18 protein-coding genes and 1 pseudogene are annotated in these 14,927 nt (G+C 32.5%); 9 read left to right on the top strand and 10 right to left on the bottom strand.

Annotated elements, in window-relative coordinates; all coding sequences use genetic code 11:
* Positions 1–93: 93 nt before the first annotated feature.
* Complete coding sequence (locus ACS3UD_RS15100; protein ID WP_308138819.1) at positions 94–987, bottom strand: MBL fold metallo-hydrolase; 894 nt, start codon at positions 985–987, stop codon at positions 94–96.
* 212 nt (positions 988–1,199) lie between these two features.
* Positions 1,200–1,577, bottom strand: a complete 378-nt coding sequence (locus ACS3UD_RS15095; protein ID WP_308138820.1) for a hypothetical protein — start codon at positions 1,575–1,577, stop codon at positions 1,200–1,202.
* 398 nt (positions 1,578–1,975) lie between these two features.
* On the opposite strand from ACS3UD_RS15095, the gene ACS3UD_RS15090 reads away from it, so the two are divergent.
* Positions 1,976–2,371: a hypothetical protein gene (locus tag ACS3UD_RS15090; RefSeq protein WP_308138821.1), complete on the top strand. Its 396-nt coding sequence runs from the start codon at positions 1,976–1,978 to the stop codon at positions 2,369–2,371.
* Between the two features lie 828 nt (positions 2,372–3,199).
* Here the strand turns inward: ACS3UD_RS15090 and ACS3UD_RS15085 are convergent.
* Both ACS3UD_RS15085 and ACS3UD_RS15080 read right to left on the bottom strand, forming a co-directional pair.
* Positions 3,200–3,802 carry a hypothetical protein gene (locus ACS3UD_RS15085; protein WP_440977693.1) on the bottom strand — a complete coding sequence of 201 codons (603 nt, stop codon included), beginning with the start codon at positions 3,800–3,802 and terminating at the stop codon, positions 3,200–3,202.
* A 126-nt stretch (positions 3,803–3,928) separates the two neighbouring features.
* Complete coding sequence (locus tag ACS3UD_RS15080) at positions 3,929–4,270, bottom strand: hypothetical protein (protein ID WP_308138824.1); 342 nt, start codon at positions 4,268–4,270, stop codon at positions 3,929–3,931.
* Between the two features lie 533 nt (positions 4,271–4,803).
* On the opposite strand from ACS3UD_RS15080, the gene ACS3UD_RS15075 reads away from it, so the two are divergent.
* The 5 genes and pseudogenes from ACS3UD_RS15075 to ACS3UD_RS15055 all read left to right on the top strand — a co-directional run bounded on the left by ACS3UD_RS15075 (position 4,804) and on the right by ACS3UD_RS15055 (position 7,326).
* Positions 4,804–5,364, top strand: a complete 561-nt coding sequence (locus ACS3UD_RS15075; RefSeq protein WP_308138825.1) for a hypothetical protein — start codon at positions 4,804–4,806, stop codon at positions 5,362–5,364.
* Entirely contained in the window at positions 5,345–5,572 is a 228-nt protein-coding gene (locus ACS3UD_RS15070) for a BhlA/UviB family holin-like peptide (protein ID WP_308138826.1), read from the top strand. The genes ACS3UD_RS15075 and ACS3UD_RS15070 overlap by 20 nt, the downstream gene beginning before the upstream one ends.
* Before the next feature lie 99 nt (positions 5,573–5,671).
* Positions 5,672–6,343, top strand: a complete 672-nt coding sequence (locus ACS3UD_RS15065; protein WP_308138827.1) for a hypothetical protein — start codon at positions 5,672–5,674, stop codon at positions 6,341–6,343.
* A 168-nt stretch (positions 6,344–6,511) separates the two neighbouring features.
* Positions 6,512–6,901 (top strand): annotated as a pseudogene (locus tag ACS3UD_RS15060) (transposase); the annotation flags it as partial.
* A 146-nt stretch (positions 6,902–7,047) separates the two neighbouring features.
* On the top strand, positions 7,048–7,326 hold the full coding sequence (locus ACS3UD_RS15055; protein WP_440977692.1) for a transposase: 279 nt from the start codon (positions 7,048–7,050) through the stop codon (positions 7,324–7,326).
* Between the two features lie 50 nt (positions 7,327–7,376).
* Here ACS3UD_RS15055 and ACS3UD_RS15050 read toward each other — a convergent pair whose 3' ends face one another.
* Positions 7,377–8,291 (bottom strand): hypothetical protein, encoded by a 915-nt coding sequence (locus tag ACS3UD_RS15050; protein WP_440977691.1) that lies wholly within the window; start codon positions 8,289–8,291, stop codon positions 7,377–7,379.
* Between the two features lie 259 nt (positions 8,292–8,550).
* On the opposite strand from ACS3UD_RS15050, the gene ACS3UD_RS15045 reads away from it, so the two are divergent.
* Positions 8,551–8,895, top strand: coding sequence for a winged helix-turn-helix domain-containing protein (locus ACS3UD_RS15045; protein ID WP_308138829.1), 345 nt, complete (start codon positions 8,551–8,553; stop codon positions 8,893–8,895).
* Positions 8,896–8,927: 32 nt separating this feature from the next.
* Here ACS3UD_RS15045 and ACS3UD_RS15040 read toward each other — a convergent pair whose 3' ends face one another.
* The 5 genes from ACS3UD_RS15040 to ACS3UD_RS15020 form a co-directional block, all read right to left on the bottom strand.
* Positions 8,928–9,986: a sulfate/molybdate ABC transporter ATP-binding protein gene (locus ACS3UD_RS15040; RefSeq protein ID WP_308138830.1), complete on the bottom strand. Its 1,059-nt coding sequence runs from the start codon at positions 9,984–9,986 to the stop codon at positions 8,928–8,930.
* On the bottom strand, positions 9,983–10,669 hold the full coding sequence (modB, locus tag ACS3UD_RS15035; RefSeq protein WP_213925864.1) for a molybdate ABC transporter permease subunit: 687 nt from the start codon (positions 10,667–10,669) through the stop codon (positions 9,983–9,985). Before modB ends, ACS3UD_RS15040 begins: the two co-directional genes overlap by 4 nt.
* A gap of 9 nt (positions 10,670–10,678) precedes the next feature.
* Positions 10,679–11,515: a molybdate ABC transporter substrate-binding protein gene (gene modA, locus ACS3UD_RS15030; protein WP_308138831.1), complete on the bottom strand. Its 837-nt coding sequence runs from the start codon at positions 11,513–11,515 to the stop codon at positions 10,679–10,681.
* Positions 11,516–11,675: 160 nt separating this feature from the next.
* On the bottom strand, positions 11,676–12,710 hold the full coding sequence (locus tag ACS3UD_RS15025; RefSeq protein ID WP_308138832.1) for a molybdopterin-binding protein: 1,035 nt from the start codon (positions 12,708–12,710) through the stop codon (positions 11,676–11,678).
* A 197-nt stretch (positions 12,711–12,907) separates the two neighbouring features.
* The gene (locus ACS3UD_RS15020) at positions 12,908–13,564 is read right to left on the bottom strand and encodes a Bax inhibitor-1/YccA family protein (RefSeq protein WP_308138833.1); all 657 of its coding nucleotides are present in this window, start codon (positions 13,562–13,564) and stop codon (positions 12,908–12,910) included.
* A gap of 329 nt (positions 13,565–13,893) precedes the next feature.
* Here ACS3UD_RS15020 and ACS3UD_RS15015 point away from each other — a divergent pair, with 329 nt between their 5' ends.
* Both ACS3UD_RS15015 and ACS3UD_RS15010 read left to right on the top strand, forming a co-directional pair.
* Entirely contained in the window at positions 13,894–14,172 is a 279-nt protein-coding gene (locus ACS3UD_RS15015; protein WP_308138834.1) for a hypothetical protein, read from the top strand.
* A 227-nt stretch (positions 14,173–14,399) separates the two neighbouring features.
* Entirely contained in the window at positions 14,400–14,870 is a 471-nt protein-coding gene (locus ACS3UD_RS15010; protein ID WP_308138835.1) for an HAD family hydrolase, read from the top strand.
* Positions 14,871–14,927: the final 57 nt, after the last annotated feature.

Genomic DNA, 14,927 nt, shown 5'->3' with positions numbered 1-14,927 from the left:
ATAAAAGGCAGTCAACATTCGCAATTGAATATTGACTGTCTGCTGACGAAGCAGCAGCCTGAGGCTTAAATAAACTTACACTACAACGTTGCACTATTCGTTTCTTTCATATTTTCGAAAACCGTCGTCAATGACGGCTCTTATTTTTCCTGTTTCATCAAGGTAATCTACGTATGACCCAATCATCCTTGAAACCAAGTCATACTTGTATATATTGCTCAGCTTTATGCCAAAACTGGACGAAGCGGCCTTAGTAATCTCCTCCATTGTCATTCTGCCTTTAATACCCTCATAAATTTTTTCTGCCCTGCGCTTATAGAATTCTATGTTATCTGCCGTCAGATTCGTTATTTCGTCATAAATACCTTTGTGAGCAACTACGTATTTGTCGCATTTTAGATCCAGCAGCTTGAGCTTGCTCTTCAAATCCTCAGTCAATATGTAGCCGTAGGTAATTTTAGTGTATTCTATCAATTCATAGCTTACCAACGCATCTGCCACATAACCTACATTATCCGGAGTAATTATACATATTTGAGCAGAACTGTGTCCCGGAATATGCATTATTTTAAAATCGACTCCACAAAAGTTTATACTCTCTTGCTTGTCCGATATATATACATCTGTCTCAAAAAACATGTACCAGTATTGCTCTTTAATTTCAGCAAGCGTAATTAAGCTGCACAAGCTCTTAAGATTTATAAATGAGCTGCATAGATGCGCCTCAAACTCAGGTGCGGCTATTATGCAGTTGTATTTTTCCTTAAAATATTGATTATTTGCAATATGGTCCGGATGGCAGTGGCTGGTAATGATACCTTTTAAATTAAAATCATGCTTTTCAATCACCGATTCCAATCTATCTCTGTCATCTATATATCCTGTATCCATCAAAACAATATCTCTGTCATTTATTTTATAGAACGGTACATAAGCCTCTTCCAAATCTATGCAGTACGTTCCGCCCTTTACATGTATTATTTCCATTTTATTCTCCGATTCAAATTTTCTCGCTGATATTAATTATACTACATTTGTCAATTCATTCATCTGTAAAACAGCGATCATTTAAGAAATCGTAGTAATTTTTTGTATGATATAATGTTTTAAGAGTTTTCTATTATATTTTTAATAAAGTTACTAAATATGTCAAAACTTCAATAAAATTCATTTCGCTTTTTTCCATCAGCCTATTAATCCTAATCATTTTTTTCGAATATTTTGATTTCAGGCAATCCAATTGGTATCCAGCCAAGTTTTTTATCTACAATATATTGCTGCTTAACAATTGCATAGTCAAAAGCAACTTTCCCTTCAACGGGAATCATTGTATCTGTTATTCTAGAATATTCTCTACGAATATCTCTAAGTTTTTGATTATCATTGAAAATTTCCATTAGATATCTGATCTGTTCTTTCTTCTCTATTACTTCTTCACCATACATTATTTTTTCTTCAGTCCTTATTGCTCCTCCAGAGGTCATAACTATAATACTATACTGGTATCTTTGAAATAAAATACATAGAGAAATAATAATTATTACTAAAATAAAAAGCAATTTTTTTTTCTTAAACACGATATTTTCTACCCCCCTATTTATAATTTAAAATGTCTGGAATTACAAACACTTATATAAATTATGAAAGTTTTTAAATTTAGTGATTTTACAAATAAAAAAATCCTTAGTAAATTTAATAATTTGCACAAAATGCCATTCTACCAATAATTACCTAAAATATAACAATATGATTACACATAATGCATCGGCTGTCAAGACATTTTATACTTCCAATATTCAAAGATCGACAAGAGTTATAATCCAGTATGTATGTCTAGTGCAGGCAAAAGACTAAAAAAATTACAAAAATAGGTTTACATTTAATTCAAGAAAGTTGTTTTTATATAGTGTAAGACAAAATTGACCCGGGAATTAAAAGTTTGCCTTATAAAGTATAAAAGAAAGGAGACAAAAATATGCCTAGTAGTGGAGATACAAAAACAGTTACAACTATGATGTATCAAGCTGGAATTAAGAAAATGAGAAATGCAGCAGAAGATGCAGTAGATGCCACTAATGAATTTATTGGAATCACTTCTGTATGTGCCGCATTTGTTGCATTTGCAAAATCACCCCTTGCTGTGGCTACGGCAATTTTATTAGAGGTTCTAAATTATGGAAACGGCAAAATTGCTCAATATAACGCTGATTTACAGGATGCTTATGAAGATGCGTTAGATGCTATGCTTGGTTCTTATCCAGTAATATATTATGATGTAGCACAGAATTTTAAATATGTTGTTCACGGCTCTGACGGTGGTTGGATTCAAACTGGAATGCCTACTTTCACAAGACATTATACAGATTATTAAAAAATATAAAGGAGCTACTGCAGCCAAAATACTAGATTGCAGTAGCTCTTTTTTTAATCCTCTAACAAACTTTTGTTAATTAAAGGAACTTTTGCTCGGTATGTATTAAGTATAAGGTTTACATTTTTTACTTCGCTATGCGGAGCTGTAATCAATATGATTCTTAGCTCATTTAAGACAAAATGCAAAACTCAAATTATTGATTATCTAGAAGCTATTGCTCCGTTAGCATCAGGAAGGCAGCTTGCCATCATGGCGAAATATAAGTATACTAAAAAAATGGTGGTCTGTGGGTCCCACAATCTAGCCCATCTTGTGGTTGAAACAGTTTAAATTTAACAAATCGTAGTAAGTAGTAAATAGGAGCAAAATGCATCTTTCTATTTTTCTATTATTTTACATTTTTGTATGATATAATGTTTTAAGAGTTTTCTATTATATTTTTAATTTTAAAGAGGTATAAAATATGTCAATGCTTCTTCATATCTTGATGAAAATAAATTCAGAAAAAACAATAGAACTTATTACATTCTCTATTCTCCTCCTTTTGCTTTTTATAGGAATAACAATTTGCTCTTGTTCTTTTAGGTATAAAGGCTTTAAAATAGGAACTGCTTTAATACTAGTTTTATTGATTTTCTTAGCATGGCTTTCTTACAATTCTGTATCTTCTCTAATTCTTGATTTTTTATTCTATTCCAAACTAAAGTAATTTATTATTTTTTTGTGTAGGAAAAATAACTAAATAAAGCAGCATTATTTGTACTCAATAAAACAGCGATCATTTAATAAATTAGAGAATTTCATTTTACATGTATTTTATTTAATTTATGTTATATGATATTCTTTCATTATTTTTCGGGTCGCTATACTCGATGTGTAATCATCTATCCATTTTGGGCCAAATGTTTTAGCAATAGATGTTGCAATTTTTATTTTTTTATTGGTAAAAACATTATACAAAAATAAATTAACTTCTTTGGTGCTTTCTAAAAAATCATTGTAAGCATCAATATCCCGAAATTGTGGAAAATCGCTATAGCAAATCCATCCAGTTCTTATATTCAATTCAGATTTAAAATAGTCAGCATTGTTTTCTATTACTTCATATTGCAATTTTTCAGTATCCAACACCAAGAACTCCGGCCGCCCTCCTGCGTAATTAAATGTAGCCCAAAACTTAGAATTATTCCATCCTAAAGGTTCTAGCTCTGTTTGCAAATTAGATTTTATAATCTCGTCATAAACTATATTATCTTGTCTGTCAAGTATTTTCAGGTTTCTTACATTCTTTGAATCCATATCATCTGGTTCTATATAATTTCCCGGGTTTTCAATAATGATAAAATGTTCTCCATCTGGACTTGAACTAATTTCAACATTTTTGCCTTTATAAATCACGCTTTTATTATGTTCGCTATCAATTTTCAAAACTTCTTTTACATATTCATCATTTCTTACATTCTTCAATACACTGTAATATAGATATTGATCCCTGACTTCAATATTTATATCTATCCCTTCCGCTAATATCCTGGCAGAAGAATTTTCTGCATACTACCATAATTGAACATCGTTAACATCATTGCTATTAAACATTAAGACTATATAGTATATTTCACCGATTTCCTTAACATGTAATATTTTACTTATCTCTATATTTGTTTCTTCTAGATTGTTATTTAACATATTTTTGTTGCTATTATAGTTTTTTATGCTCTCTTTTAATTCTGTAATTTTTAATTTTAACTCTTCATTTTCACTTTTATAATATTCTAAATCTGAATTAGACTCTACGTTACTGCACCCTGCTAAAAGTATAGAATTTGCTAATACAAAAATAATTACTGCACTTATAAAAATATGCTTTTTTAGTTCTAAAGTTATATTTATAATCATCTAAATTTCCCTTTGGCAATTATTGTTAATGGTTATTTTTATTATATGTTATATTTTTGTTAATAGCAAAATAAAGTCGGTTCTATAATCAGACAGGTTGTTATAAATTGATGTCATTTTTCTATAAATCGTGTTGTTTAAATTACATTTTGAATTTTATAAATTAAGTGCCTTTTATACTCATAATATATTCACTCGTTATTTGTAACTCGATTTTATTTGTGCCAGCTCTGATACTGTTCTTTATGAACTGTAGTAAGTTGTTTTTTGTGTATCTCATTTTTTCTTTAGTTGCCAAGATTCGTTTTTTTTAAATTACACTTTTCTTTTTCATTTTAGCAAGTCCTTTTTTCTCTTGGAGCGTACCCTTTCGGGTTAGGCTTTGCTTTCCCCGATAACAGATTTTATTGTTTTAAGTTTTTCGTGTGAATGTCGATTTATATATTGTATCGAATTTTTGTTCGTTTAAATTTTAAAAAACGGTTAACATTTTACTTGCGAATTTTGTTCTTATTTATTAGGGGGGATAACTAATGAAAAGAAGTTTATACGAGTACTTTAAATTATCACAAAAAAATAATGAAGAATATATAATTTATTTGTATCACAAGTTTCTGCCAATGATAAAGAAATTTGGAAGAAAATTAAATTATGAAGAAGAAGCCGAAAGCGATTTAACCATTTTTTTATTAGAATTTATTAAAAATATTGATCTTAATAAATTTAAAAATAGAGGTGATGGTGAAATAGTTAATTACATTTACTCCGCATTTAATAGCAAATATATAAATATTTTAAAAACCAATATTAGAAAAAAAATTGATATCTCTACTTACGAGACTGAATTTGTTTGTTATGATTGCTATTCAAGTCTTGAACTAACAAATCTTTTTAGTTTAATAAAAAATTTAAGTACTATACAAAAAAAAATAATATTAGGAAAATTTTACTATGGTTATTCTGATATTGAATTATCTCAAATTTTACGCATTTCAAGACAAGCTATTTATAAACAAAAAAAGAAAGCATTTGCATTATTGAAAATAGAAATACTAAAGGCAGGCGATGAATTATATGGAAGAAAAATTGTTTGAAGTTGCAGCAACTCAAGGAATATGGGCAGTTTTATCTATTTCTTTAATTTTTTATATTTTAAAAGCACAGGAAAAAAGAGATACAAGACAGGAAGAGAGAGAGAAAAATTATCAAAATATAATTACAATGTTAAGTGATAAATTAAATATTGTAGAAGATATAAAATCTGATATTAGCGAAATTAAAAATAATATTTTTAATAAATAGGTTTACATTTTTAAATTAAAATTGTTTCTTATTAATGAAAGTTTAAATTAACCTAGGAAATTTAAATCTTGGTACAATAAATTTTAGGAGGAATTAAAAATGTCATTTCAAACAACATTAATGTCAAAAATAAGAGAGTACACACCCTTGAAACTTACTTACAATACTGTTACTAGAGAGTTAAAAGTCCCATATTATTATGGTGGGAAAAAAACACCTGCTCAAATAAAAAATGCATTATTGGGTACTCCTGCCGTATTTACTTCCACTGGAGGATTAAAAACAGCAGACGAGATACAATCCATTATAAATTCAAATAAGAGCAATTATGGTGTAGATTGTTCCGGCTTCGCTTATTATGTTCTTAACGAAGCTTCTGATGGAGCTGTCATGGACCAATTTGGTGCTTCTTATTCTAGTGGGGTTTCATCATCAAATATGACATCATCTGAAAACGGAACTGTTAAAACAAAAGCCAAGGACATAGTTACTGGCTGTACTATCGGTTTAACAGGACATGTTATGGTCATTTCTAATGTTATTAAAGGAAGTGATGGACGTGTAATTCAAATAAATTACTATCACTCAGAAACAACAACAAAACCTGGAGGACAAGATGGGGTTAATGCAGGTTATATCACCATAGGTGATGAAAATCAAGACTTGGATGGTTCATCTCAAACATGGAATGACACATATGATTACGGTTATGCATTAAAAGATATTTATGTAAGAACAATTTTATTGTCAAGTCTTGCAAGCCTAGTATAAATAAAAAATCCCCTATTTAGGGGATCCCGACTGTAAACAAAGTCGTAAGATTAGAATAAAATCTTACGACTTTGTTGCGTTAAAGATATTCAAAAATTGTTGAAAAATATATGCTTTCAAGTAATTTTATGGTAAAATAAAAACAAGAAAATTAGAGCTGTGTTTACCATGATGAGCAAAGAAACTGATAAAAAACGAGAACAGGTACAAATGATGTCGATGGATGAAATTGTTCCACATAATCATCTTCTAAGAGACATTGAAAGAGCAATAGATTTTTCATTTATCTATGATTTAGTTAAAGAAAAATACTCTGAAGAAAAAGGCAAGCCCAGCCTGGATCCAATCATACTGATAAAAATAGTACTCATACAATATTTGTATGGAATAAAAAGCATGCGTCAAACGGTTAAGGATATAGAGGTAACCGTAGCGTACAGATGGTTTCTCAGATTAACAATGTACGACCCTGTACCGCATTTTAGCACATTCGGAAAGAACTACTCAAGAAGGTTCAAGGGTACGGATTTGTTTGAACAGATATTTACCAAAATATTAGATGAATACAAAAGCAAATGCTACATATGTAAAAATTGTCCATATCTAAGTAAATGCACAAACAGCAAGGAACATGTAAAGTTGGTATTTGACACGTCTGGGAAGAATACATTGAGACTTGTGAAGATATACGCCATACAAATGGTATGAAGAAAATCTATGATTTAAGAAAAGAAACCATGGAAAGACTTTTCGCAAATGCCAAGGAAAATTACGGATTAAGATATACAAATTACAACGGTAAACACCTGATGGAAATAAAAGTCGAGCCTACATTAGTTTATCATAATTTAAAGAAATTAGTAAATAAGAAGAAAAAATATGGGCTCTTAAAGCCTATCTATTCTCATTTTTGGAGCTTCATTTTCAATATAAAGCATTATTTCGTCATTAATTTAAAAGGGCATTTAGAATTTGCGTTCTAAATGCCTTTTGTCGTCAAGCTGATATCCCCTATTGAGGTTTTTTATTTTGTTTAATCTGCAGTCCATATATTATTAAAATGCAAAATTTTTTGGTCCGTTTTTAATTCTTCTTTCAGCTTATATACCTCTTCGGTATCATAATATTTTAACTTTATGTGGTCTAGCTCTCCGCCGTTTTTAGTATAAATATACATATCTACTGACTTGCCTTCGCAGTATCCTGTTGACTTAAGAACATTCATATCGCTAGTCTCAAATATTATATCTTTTGTTTTAACCATATTTTTATTAATAAAATGTGCTGATGCTCTTAATCTTACTGCGTTATCCCATAAATTAAATAACATCACTTCTTTTAATTTACCTGTTTCTGAGGATAGATTAGTAGCCAAAGATGAATTGAACATCATTTGCAATGCTCCGTTAGTATTTTTCTCGACATTTTCTGTAATAGGCATTAGTGATTGAGATATGCTTAATAAAAGTGGCGATTCGTAATAATTCTCATTATATTTTATAGTTCCATCATCAAAAATGAAAATTTCGTTGCTAGTGTCCTTAAAGTTATATTTCAACTTATAGTAAAACCTGTTACTGTTATGTATTTTAATAGCAATTATATTTTTTGGCATAATTAAGTTGTTTTCTAGATACATTCCTTCTAATATTTGCTCGTTTAAAAGAGACTTTTCTTTTAAATTTATTGTTTTTCCAGTATAATTTTCTAAAATTATACTGTTTACATCTTCGGAAAACATCCAGTTAAATGTCTCACGTATCAATGACATTTCAGTTATGGTAGCCTTAGAAAAATTCTCGTTGATTTTCTTTATCTTTAGATCTTGGTACTTGTTTTCTGTCTCTATAATTTTTGTTTTTAAATTATTGTTTTCGAAATAGTATCTTTGCAGTATAACTGCCATAAAAATTAATATCACTAAAAAAAATTTATACAGTCCCCTCATAATAAATATATCCTCCTATCATATTTCCCTTTTTTTATTATACATTTATTTTAACATTATTTGTAATTTTTTTATTTGTGCAGGAAGAAAAACTAGATAAAGAAGAATCATTTGTCAATTCCTTTATAAAACAGCGATCTTTAAGAAATTAAAGAATGTTTCGTGGGAGTGTCGATAATTTTACAAAAAGTTTATTAATACAGAACATGTTGTGATATAATATAATTGTTATATAATTGCATATTACAGAGGTATAAAAATGAATAAATTTAATTGTTCTTTAAAAATACGCCTGGCAAAGGACGGCGTATTCTTCGGACCGGGTGTCTTAGACTTATTGAGACTTACAGAAAAATACGAATCTCTGAATGCCGCCGCTAAAAGCATGAATCTTTCTTATTCCAAGGCATACAAAATGATTAACGGAACCGAGAATGCTCTTGGTTTTAAACTTCTGGACAGAAAAATAGGAGGTGCTAACGGCGGGGGCTCTACGTTAACACCTGAATGCAGTGAGTTTCTAAATATCTACGAACAGTTCAGCCAAGAGCTGGAACGCACTTCGGAAGAAATGTTCGATACATATTTCGAGAAATATCTGTAGTTTTTAAACTGTAAACTTTTCGGCTTCAGCATTTATTTCAGCAGAAGCACTGAATCTTCCTGAACTCTTAGGAACAGGTTTTCTTTGTCTTTTCTGCTGTTCCATTTTTCTTTATTGACATTAAAATATATGTGTTCTTCAGACTTGATGTTGTTTTTATTCTCAAAAATAATTGTATATCCTTGAATTTTTTCTATAATATCTATTATCTTGCATTCAATAATATTGCTTTCGTTTTTAAAGGAATCACTATCTGACATCTCAAAGCTGTATGATTGTATTCCCAGAAAATTCACATCATCGACGCTTTTGTTCAACTTGACTTCAATGCCCCATTCTTCAGCATAAACCTTATTAGGTGTTAATAATCTGCAGCGCGAAATATTCTTACAGCCTGTAAGCCTTGCCACTGAAGCAAGCTCCGGATTTTTGAATATTTCCTTTGCATCGCCAAAAAGAACAGCTTTACCGTCCTCGACTATTACAAGATTCTTGCAGAACTTATATGCTTCCTCCATGCTGTGAGTCACAATTAAAACTTCACCCTTGTATAGCTTCAGAAGCTCGAGTATATCTGTCTGAATCTGTGATTTTAAATGCGCATCCAGGGCAGAAAATGGCTCATCCAACATAATTACTTCTGGATTATATGCAATGCACCTTGCCAGAGCTACTCTTTGCTGCTGCCCTCCTGACAACTGTGAGGGATACTTATTCTCCAGCCCTTGAAGCTGAAAGGTGTTGAGCATATCTTCAACAGCAGCCTTCTTTTCTTTTTTGGAAATTTTAAGCCCTATTCCTATATTTTCTTCCACAGTCATATTTGGGAAAAGAGCATAGTTTTGAAACAAATATCCTATATTTCTTTCCTGAGGCTTCAAGTTTATTTTTTTTTCGGAATCAAATAAAACCCTGCCGTTAAGCTCAATGATACCTTCGTCAGGCGTCTCTATTCCCGCTATGCATTTCAGCGTCATGCTTTTCCCGCTTCCAGAGGCGCCCAATAATCCAAGATACTCTTTATCCGTTTCAAATGACAGCTCCAAATGAAATCCTTTAAATTTTTTCTTTATATCTACTTTTAAGCTCATTTGACATTATCCTTGTTTAAATATTTTCTTCCCCTAAAAGTGAAATAGTTCATCAATACTATAACCACAAATGATATTATGAGCACGACAAATACATATTTCATAGCCTCGTCCATATTCCCTGCAGCAACCTCCGCATATATTGCCAGCGGAAGCGTTCTGGTTATGTTTGCTATGTTTCCTGCCACCATGGCCGTAGCGCCGAATTCTCCCAGCCCTCTGGCAAATGCCAGCACTCCTCCGGAAGCAACTCCCGGAAGTGCAATCGGCATAACAACCGTCCAAAAAATTTTGCGTTCAGTCATTCCCAATGTCCTTCCCGCAGAGATAAGCTCCTGATCAACCTGCTCAAATGCTCCTCTTGCAGAACGGTACATAAGCGGAAATGAAACTATGACAGCCGCTATTACAGTGGCTGCCCACGAAAAAACTATTTTTACACTTAAAAATTCCAGTAAGAACCTACCTATCGGTCTTTTTACACCAAATACCAGCAGAATGAAAAAACCCATTACCGTTGGAGGCAATACCAGCGGCAATGTCAGTATGCCGTCTATAATCATTTTTATTTTTTCGGATTTAATACTTACAACCCATCTTGCAACAACAAGCCCCAGAAAAAAAGTAATGATTATTGCTACTGATGCGGTTTTCATTGATATCAATATCGGTGATAATTCCATGTTTATCTCCTATTTGTTAGGTGTGAAACCATACTTTTCAAATATTTTTGATGCATCCTCACTCTGAAGAAATTCTATAAATAATTTTGCAGCATCTTGATTTTTAGAAGCTTTAACCATACCAACAGGATAAACTATTTTTGACACACTTCCTTCCGGTGCTTCCGCAACAACAACCACGTTGTCCTTGCTTGCGGCATCAGTTGCATATACCACACCGGCATCTGCGCTTCCTTCTGCAACCCAGTTCAGAACTTCAGTTACATTTGTTCCCAAACTTGCCTTAGCAGAAACCTGATCCCATATTCCCAGATTATCTAATGCTTCTTTTGCATATTGTCCTGCAGGAACACTTTCAGGATCTCCAACTGCTATAGTATCAGCCTTAAGTATATCCTCAAACGTACTCATTTCTTTGTTGCTTCCTTCCGGCACAATAAGAACTATCTTGTTTTGGAGAAGCTGTACTGTTGAATCGTCCGCAATTAGACCTTTTTCATCCAGAGCGTTCATCTGTTTCATAGCCGCTGACATAAATACATCTGCGTCAGCTCCTTCTTCTATCTGTGCCTGAAGCTTTCCTGAGCTGTCATAAGTTGCATTTACCTTAATAGTTGGATTCTGTTCCATAAACAAAGGCAGTAATTCCTTATCAACACAATTTTTCAAGCTTGCAGCGGCAGCAAGTAACATTGTTGTCTCAGGCTCTTTTGCTTCATTTTCAGTATTTTCCTGTGCCGGTTCTTCTGATTTTGCTGCTTCATCTTCAGGAGCTGCTTTTTCAGCACATCCTGCTAATGAAAATACCATACATAGAACCAAAAGTAAACTTAAAATTTTTTTCATTTTTCTTTTCTCCCTTTAATAATTATTTTCGTTAGATTTTTATAAATATAACGCTATGTAAAGCATCTACTAAGATACTTCAAACTGCTGAAAAGTCCGCCTGCATTTCTAAGTTTTACAGAACGAACTTCTCAGCAGTATTATACTTAAGACAAAGTCATTAGAGTCCCTTTCCAAATCCGCAATTTGGATATGTGCATATCTTACAATTCAGACAAAGTCCTCCCTGGCCAAGCCTGTCTATATCAGATTTTTTTATAGGGTCATCAGCCATTATTCTCGGAAGTATTAAATCAAATATAGTTCGCTTTGCATACATAACGCATCCCGGAAGTCCCAGTACAGGAACTTTTTTACCGTTATAATCGTAGTAAGATACTAAAAGCATTGCTCCCGGAAGCACAGGTGCACCGTAGGTAATGATTTCCGCACCGGTATCTTTAATCGCACCAGGCGTACAGTCGTCAGGATCGACGCTCATACCCCCTGTACAGACAACAATATCGGCACCTTTTTCTATATATTCCATCACTGCTGACGTAATTCCCTCTTTATTGTCATCAACAATTGTTTGTCCCAAAATTTCAGTGTCAAATTCGCTGAATTTCCCTTTTATTACAGGACCAAAGGTATCTTTTATCCTTCCGTGGAAAACTTCGCTTCCTGTTGTAACTATTCCGACTTTTTTGTGCTTGAACGGAATTATTTCCATAATAGGTTTTCCTGCGCCGATTTCCTGCGCTGCCTTCATTTTTTCTTCCTCAATAACCAATGGAATTATCCTTGTTCCTGCAAGCTTATCTCCTTTTTTCACCGTTGTGTTGCCGTGTCTTGTTGCAATCATCATTTCTCCTAAACTGTTTACCTTGTAAAGCCTTTCAGTATCCAGTTTAAACAATCCATCAGCATCGGCGATTACCTCTATTTTACCTTCCTTGACAGGAGACGGTTTCATATATTCATTTTTGCAGATTCCGTAAAGTATTTCCGCAGCTTCGTTTTCATGGAGAATACCTTCCTGCTTTTCCCATACGTACAAATTTTCTTTTCCGACAGAAAGCAATACAGGTATGTCTTCCTCTTTTATAACATGTCCCTTTTTAAAAACTGCATCTTTTTTAACATCTTTAATTATTTGCGTAATATCATGACACAGTACATGCCCTACTGCGTCAACTGTCTTGATTTGTTTCATTTGCTCCTCCCGTTGATGCATCTCTATTAAATATCATAATCAGCTCTCGTTATATTTTGTTAAAAATAACGACTAATGTTATTATATACTAAATTATAGCTATTGTAAATTAAATTTTTGTCAAACTAAAAAAAGCCCGCTAAAAGCGGGTTTCATGTTAATAAATAAAAAGTCAACTAATCTGCATTTTTAGTGTTTTAATCCCTGCTGCTGAACCTTGAAACTATTCTTAAAACATAAATAAATATATTTATAAAATCAAGAAATAAATTTAAAGCCAGCCCCGGAACATCCTCCTCCGTAAAGGGATTGTTTTTAATTATCGAAAGGTCATAAAGCACATATCCGCTGAATATTAATATTCCAAGCCAGGCTATAGCCAGATTATACACTTCTGATTTCAGGAATATCCCTACTATTCCTATTAAAATCAGCGCAATCAAACCTGCGTATAATGTTCCTCCAAGAAATGAAAAGTCTCTTTTAGATTGCGACGAATATAACGCCAGTCCGCCAAATATAGTTGTTGTTATTCCCAATGACACAAGAACCATCATTGAACCCATGGCAGACACGTAGTACAATATCGTAGGAAATGTACTTATTCCAAGTAAAAACGCCACAGAATAGCTGTTCACTCTCGACAGAGATCTGTTTTCTCTTCGCCTTGTTACAGCTGCGACAATCAGCACTATTATTGATCCTATTCCTGCAAGAAATGCAAATTGCGGCGGTACAAACATCATACCGAATACCATTCCTATGGTACATATCAGCAGCAGCACAAAAAACTCTTTTAACACCAAGCTTATTAGTCCTCTTTTATAAGGTTCATCATAATAATATCTCTCCAAGGTTATCCTCCTCCGCTATTATAATAACCACCGCTCAAATCCACCGTAATACTGATACAAAATTCCTGGTTTGCGCATGGTTATCTTAATTCTTATTTTGATATTTTCTGCATATAATTTATTATTCCGATTTTTTTCCTTAATATAATTTATTACAGTAATCCTTAACTAATCTTAAAAAATTTGCAATTATTTTAAATCGGAATTTCTAATATAGAATATACTGGAGTGCAGTTGAAATTTTTATATGCTGTTCATTTATTTCACTGTTTAAAAATAGATTTTAGTTGGTATAAATTAATAAAATTCATTTATGGAAAGGAGACACTATGGCATTTTTAGATAAGTTGGGAAAGAAAATCGGCGAGGTGGCAGATACCGCTACTGAAAAAGCAAAGGACTTTGCTGAAACTACAAAACTTAATCAGGCTATATCCGCAGAAGAGAAGCAAATAAACAAATATTTTCTGGATTTAGGCAGATATGTATTTGAAAAAGAAAAGGATAACCCAGACAGCCCCGTAGCAGAAATCTGCAATAAAATTATGTCTTCTCAAAAAGAAATCGAAGAACTTAAAAGAAAAATAATGGAGGTTAAAACAGATTAAACATATACATGTTTGAACACACATGAGAATTAGCCACCTGAACAAAGTAACAAGCTATTTTTTTACAAGTCTATGAGCATCTCAATGATGCTCTTTTGTTATGGTCGTATTTATAGAAGAAGGAAGCGTAATTAAAACAGGAACTCCCAGTAAAATATTTAATAATCCTGTTGATTTACGCAGTCAGGAATATATAATATATATGAATAACTAAGAGAGGTGAATATATGATAGAAATAACAGTACCGGGCGGAAAAGCTTATTCAATAGAAAATATTGTGTTTGACTACAACGGAACAATTGCTGCAAACGGAAAAGTTACTGATAATATAAAAGATAAAATATCCAGACTGTGCAGCTCGGCAAATGTATATGTGCTTACTGCCGACACATACGGATCGGCTTCCGAAGAATGCAGGGATCTCGGTTTAACTTTAAAGACTTTTCCTAAAAACAACTGCGGAGACTTTAAAGCTGAGATAGTTGAGGAATTAGGAAAAGATAAAACTGTATGCTTTGGAAACGGCAACAACGATATAAAAATGTTTAAAAAATCTTCTCTTGCAATTGCTGTCCTAGAATCAGAGGGTATGTGTGCAAAATTGCTTGCCGAAGCTGATATTCTGGTTAAATCAATTGAAGACGGGATAGACCTGTTATTGAATACAACTGCTCTCATTGCTACATTGAGGGGATAATATGCAAAGGCTGCGCCTGTACGGAAACAGCCTTTGATTTTTTTGCGTTAAACAAAG

Source organism: Sedimentibacter sp. LTW-03 (genome assembly GCF_052059825.1).
Taxonomy (GTDB): Bacteria; Bacillota; Clostridia; order Tissierellales; family Sedimentibacteraceae; genus Sedimentibacter.
Note: the sequence above shows the minus strand (reverse complement) of the source record. Positions and strands in the feature narration are given on the sequence as shown.

Coding starts and splice junctions, on each gene's coding strand:
- ACS3UD_RS15045 (WP_308138829.1), top strand. CDS start 8,551: ATGAATAAATTTAATTGTTCTTTAAAAATACGCCTGGCAAAGGACGGC.
- ACS3UD_RS15055 (WP_440977692.1), top strand. CDS start 7,048: ATGAAGAAAATCTATGATTTAAGAAAAGAAACCATGGAAAGACTTTTC.
- ACS3UD_RS15015 (WP_308138834.1), top strand. CDS start 13,894: ATGGCATTTTTAGATAAGTTGGGAAAGAAAATCGGCGAGGTGGCAGAT.
- ACS3UD_RS15090 (WP_308138821.1), top strand. CDS start 1,976: ATGCCTAGTAGTGGAGATACAAAAACAGTTACAACTATGATGTATCAA.
- ACS3UD_RS15100 (WP_308138819.1), bottom strand. CDS start 987: ATGGAAATAATACATGTAAAGGGCGGAACGTACTGCATAGATTTGGAA.
- ACS3UD_RS15080 (WP_308138824.1), bottom strand. CDS start 4,270: ATGATTATAAATATAACTTTAGAACTAAAAAAGCATATTTTTATAAGT.
- ACS3UD_RS15050 (WP_440977691.1), bottom strand. CDS start 8,291: ATGAGGGGACTGTATAAATTTTTTTTAGTGATATTAATTTTTATGGCA.
- ACS3UD_RS15025 (WP_308138832.1), bottom strand. CDS start 12,710: ATGAAACAAATCAAGACAGTTGACGCAGTAGGGCATGTACTGTGTCAT.
- modA (WP_308138831.1), bottom strand. CDS start 11,515: ATGAAAAAAATTTTAAGTTTACTTTTGGTTCTATGTATGGTATTTTCA.
- ACS3UD_RS15070 (WP_308138826.1), top strand. CDS start 5,345: ATGGAAGAAAAATTGTTTGAAGTTGCAGCAACTCAAGGAATATGGGCA.
- ACS3UD_RS15065 (WP_308138827.1), top strand. CDS start 5,672: ATGTCATTTCAAACAACATTAATGTCAAAAATAAGAGAGTACACACCC.
- ACS3UD_RS15075 (WP_308138825.1), top strand. CDS start 4,804: ATGAAAAGAAGTTTATACGAGTACTTTAAATTATCACAAAAAAATAAT.
- ACS3UD_RS15010 (WP_308138835.1), top strand. CDS start 14,400: ATGATAGAAATAACAGTACCGGGCGGAAAAGCTTATTCAATAGAAAAT.
- ACS3UD_RS15040 (WP_308138830.1), bottom strand. CDS start 9,986: ATGAGCTTAAAAGTAGATATAAAGAAAAAATTTAAAGGATTTCATTTG.
- modB (WP_213925864.1), bottom strand. CDS start 10,669: ATGGAATTATCACCGATATTGATATCAATGAAAACCGCATCAGTAGCA.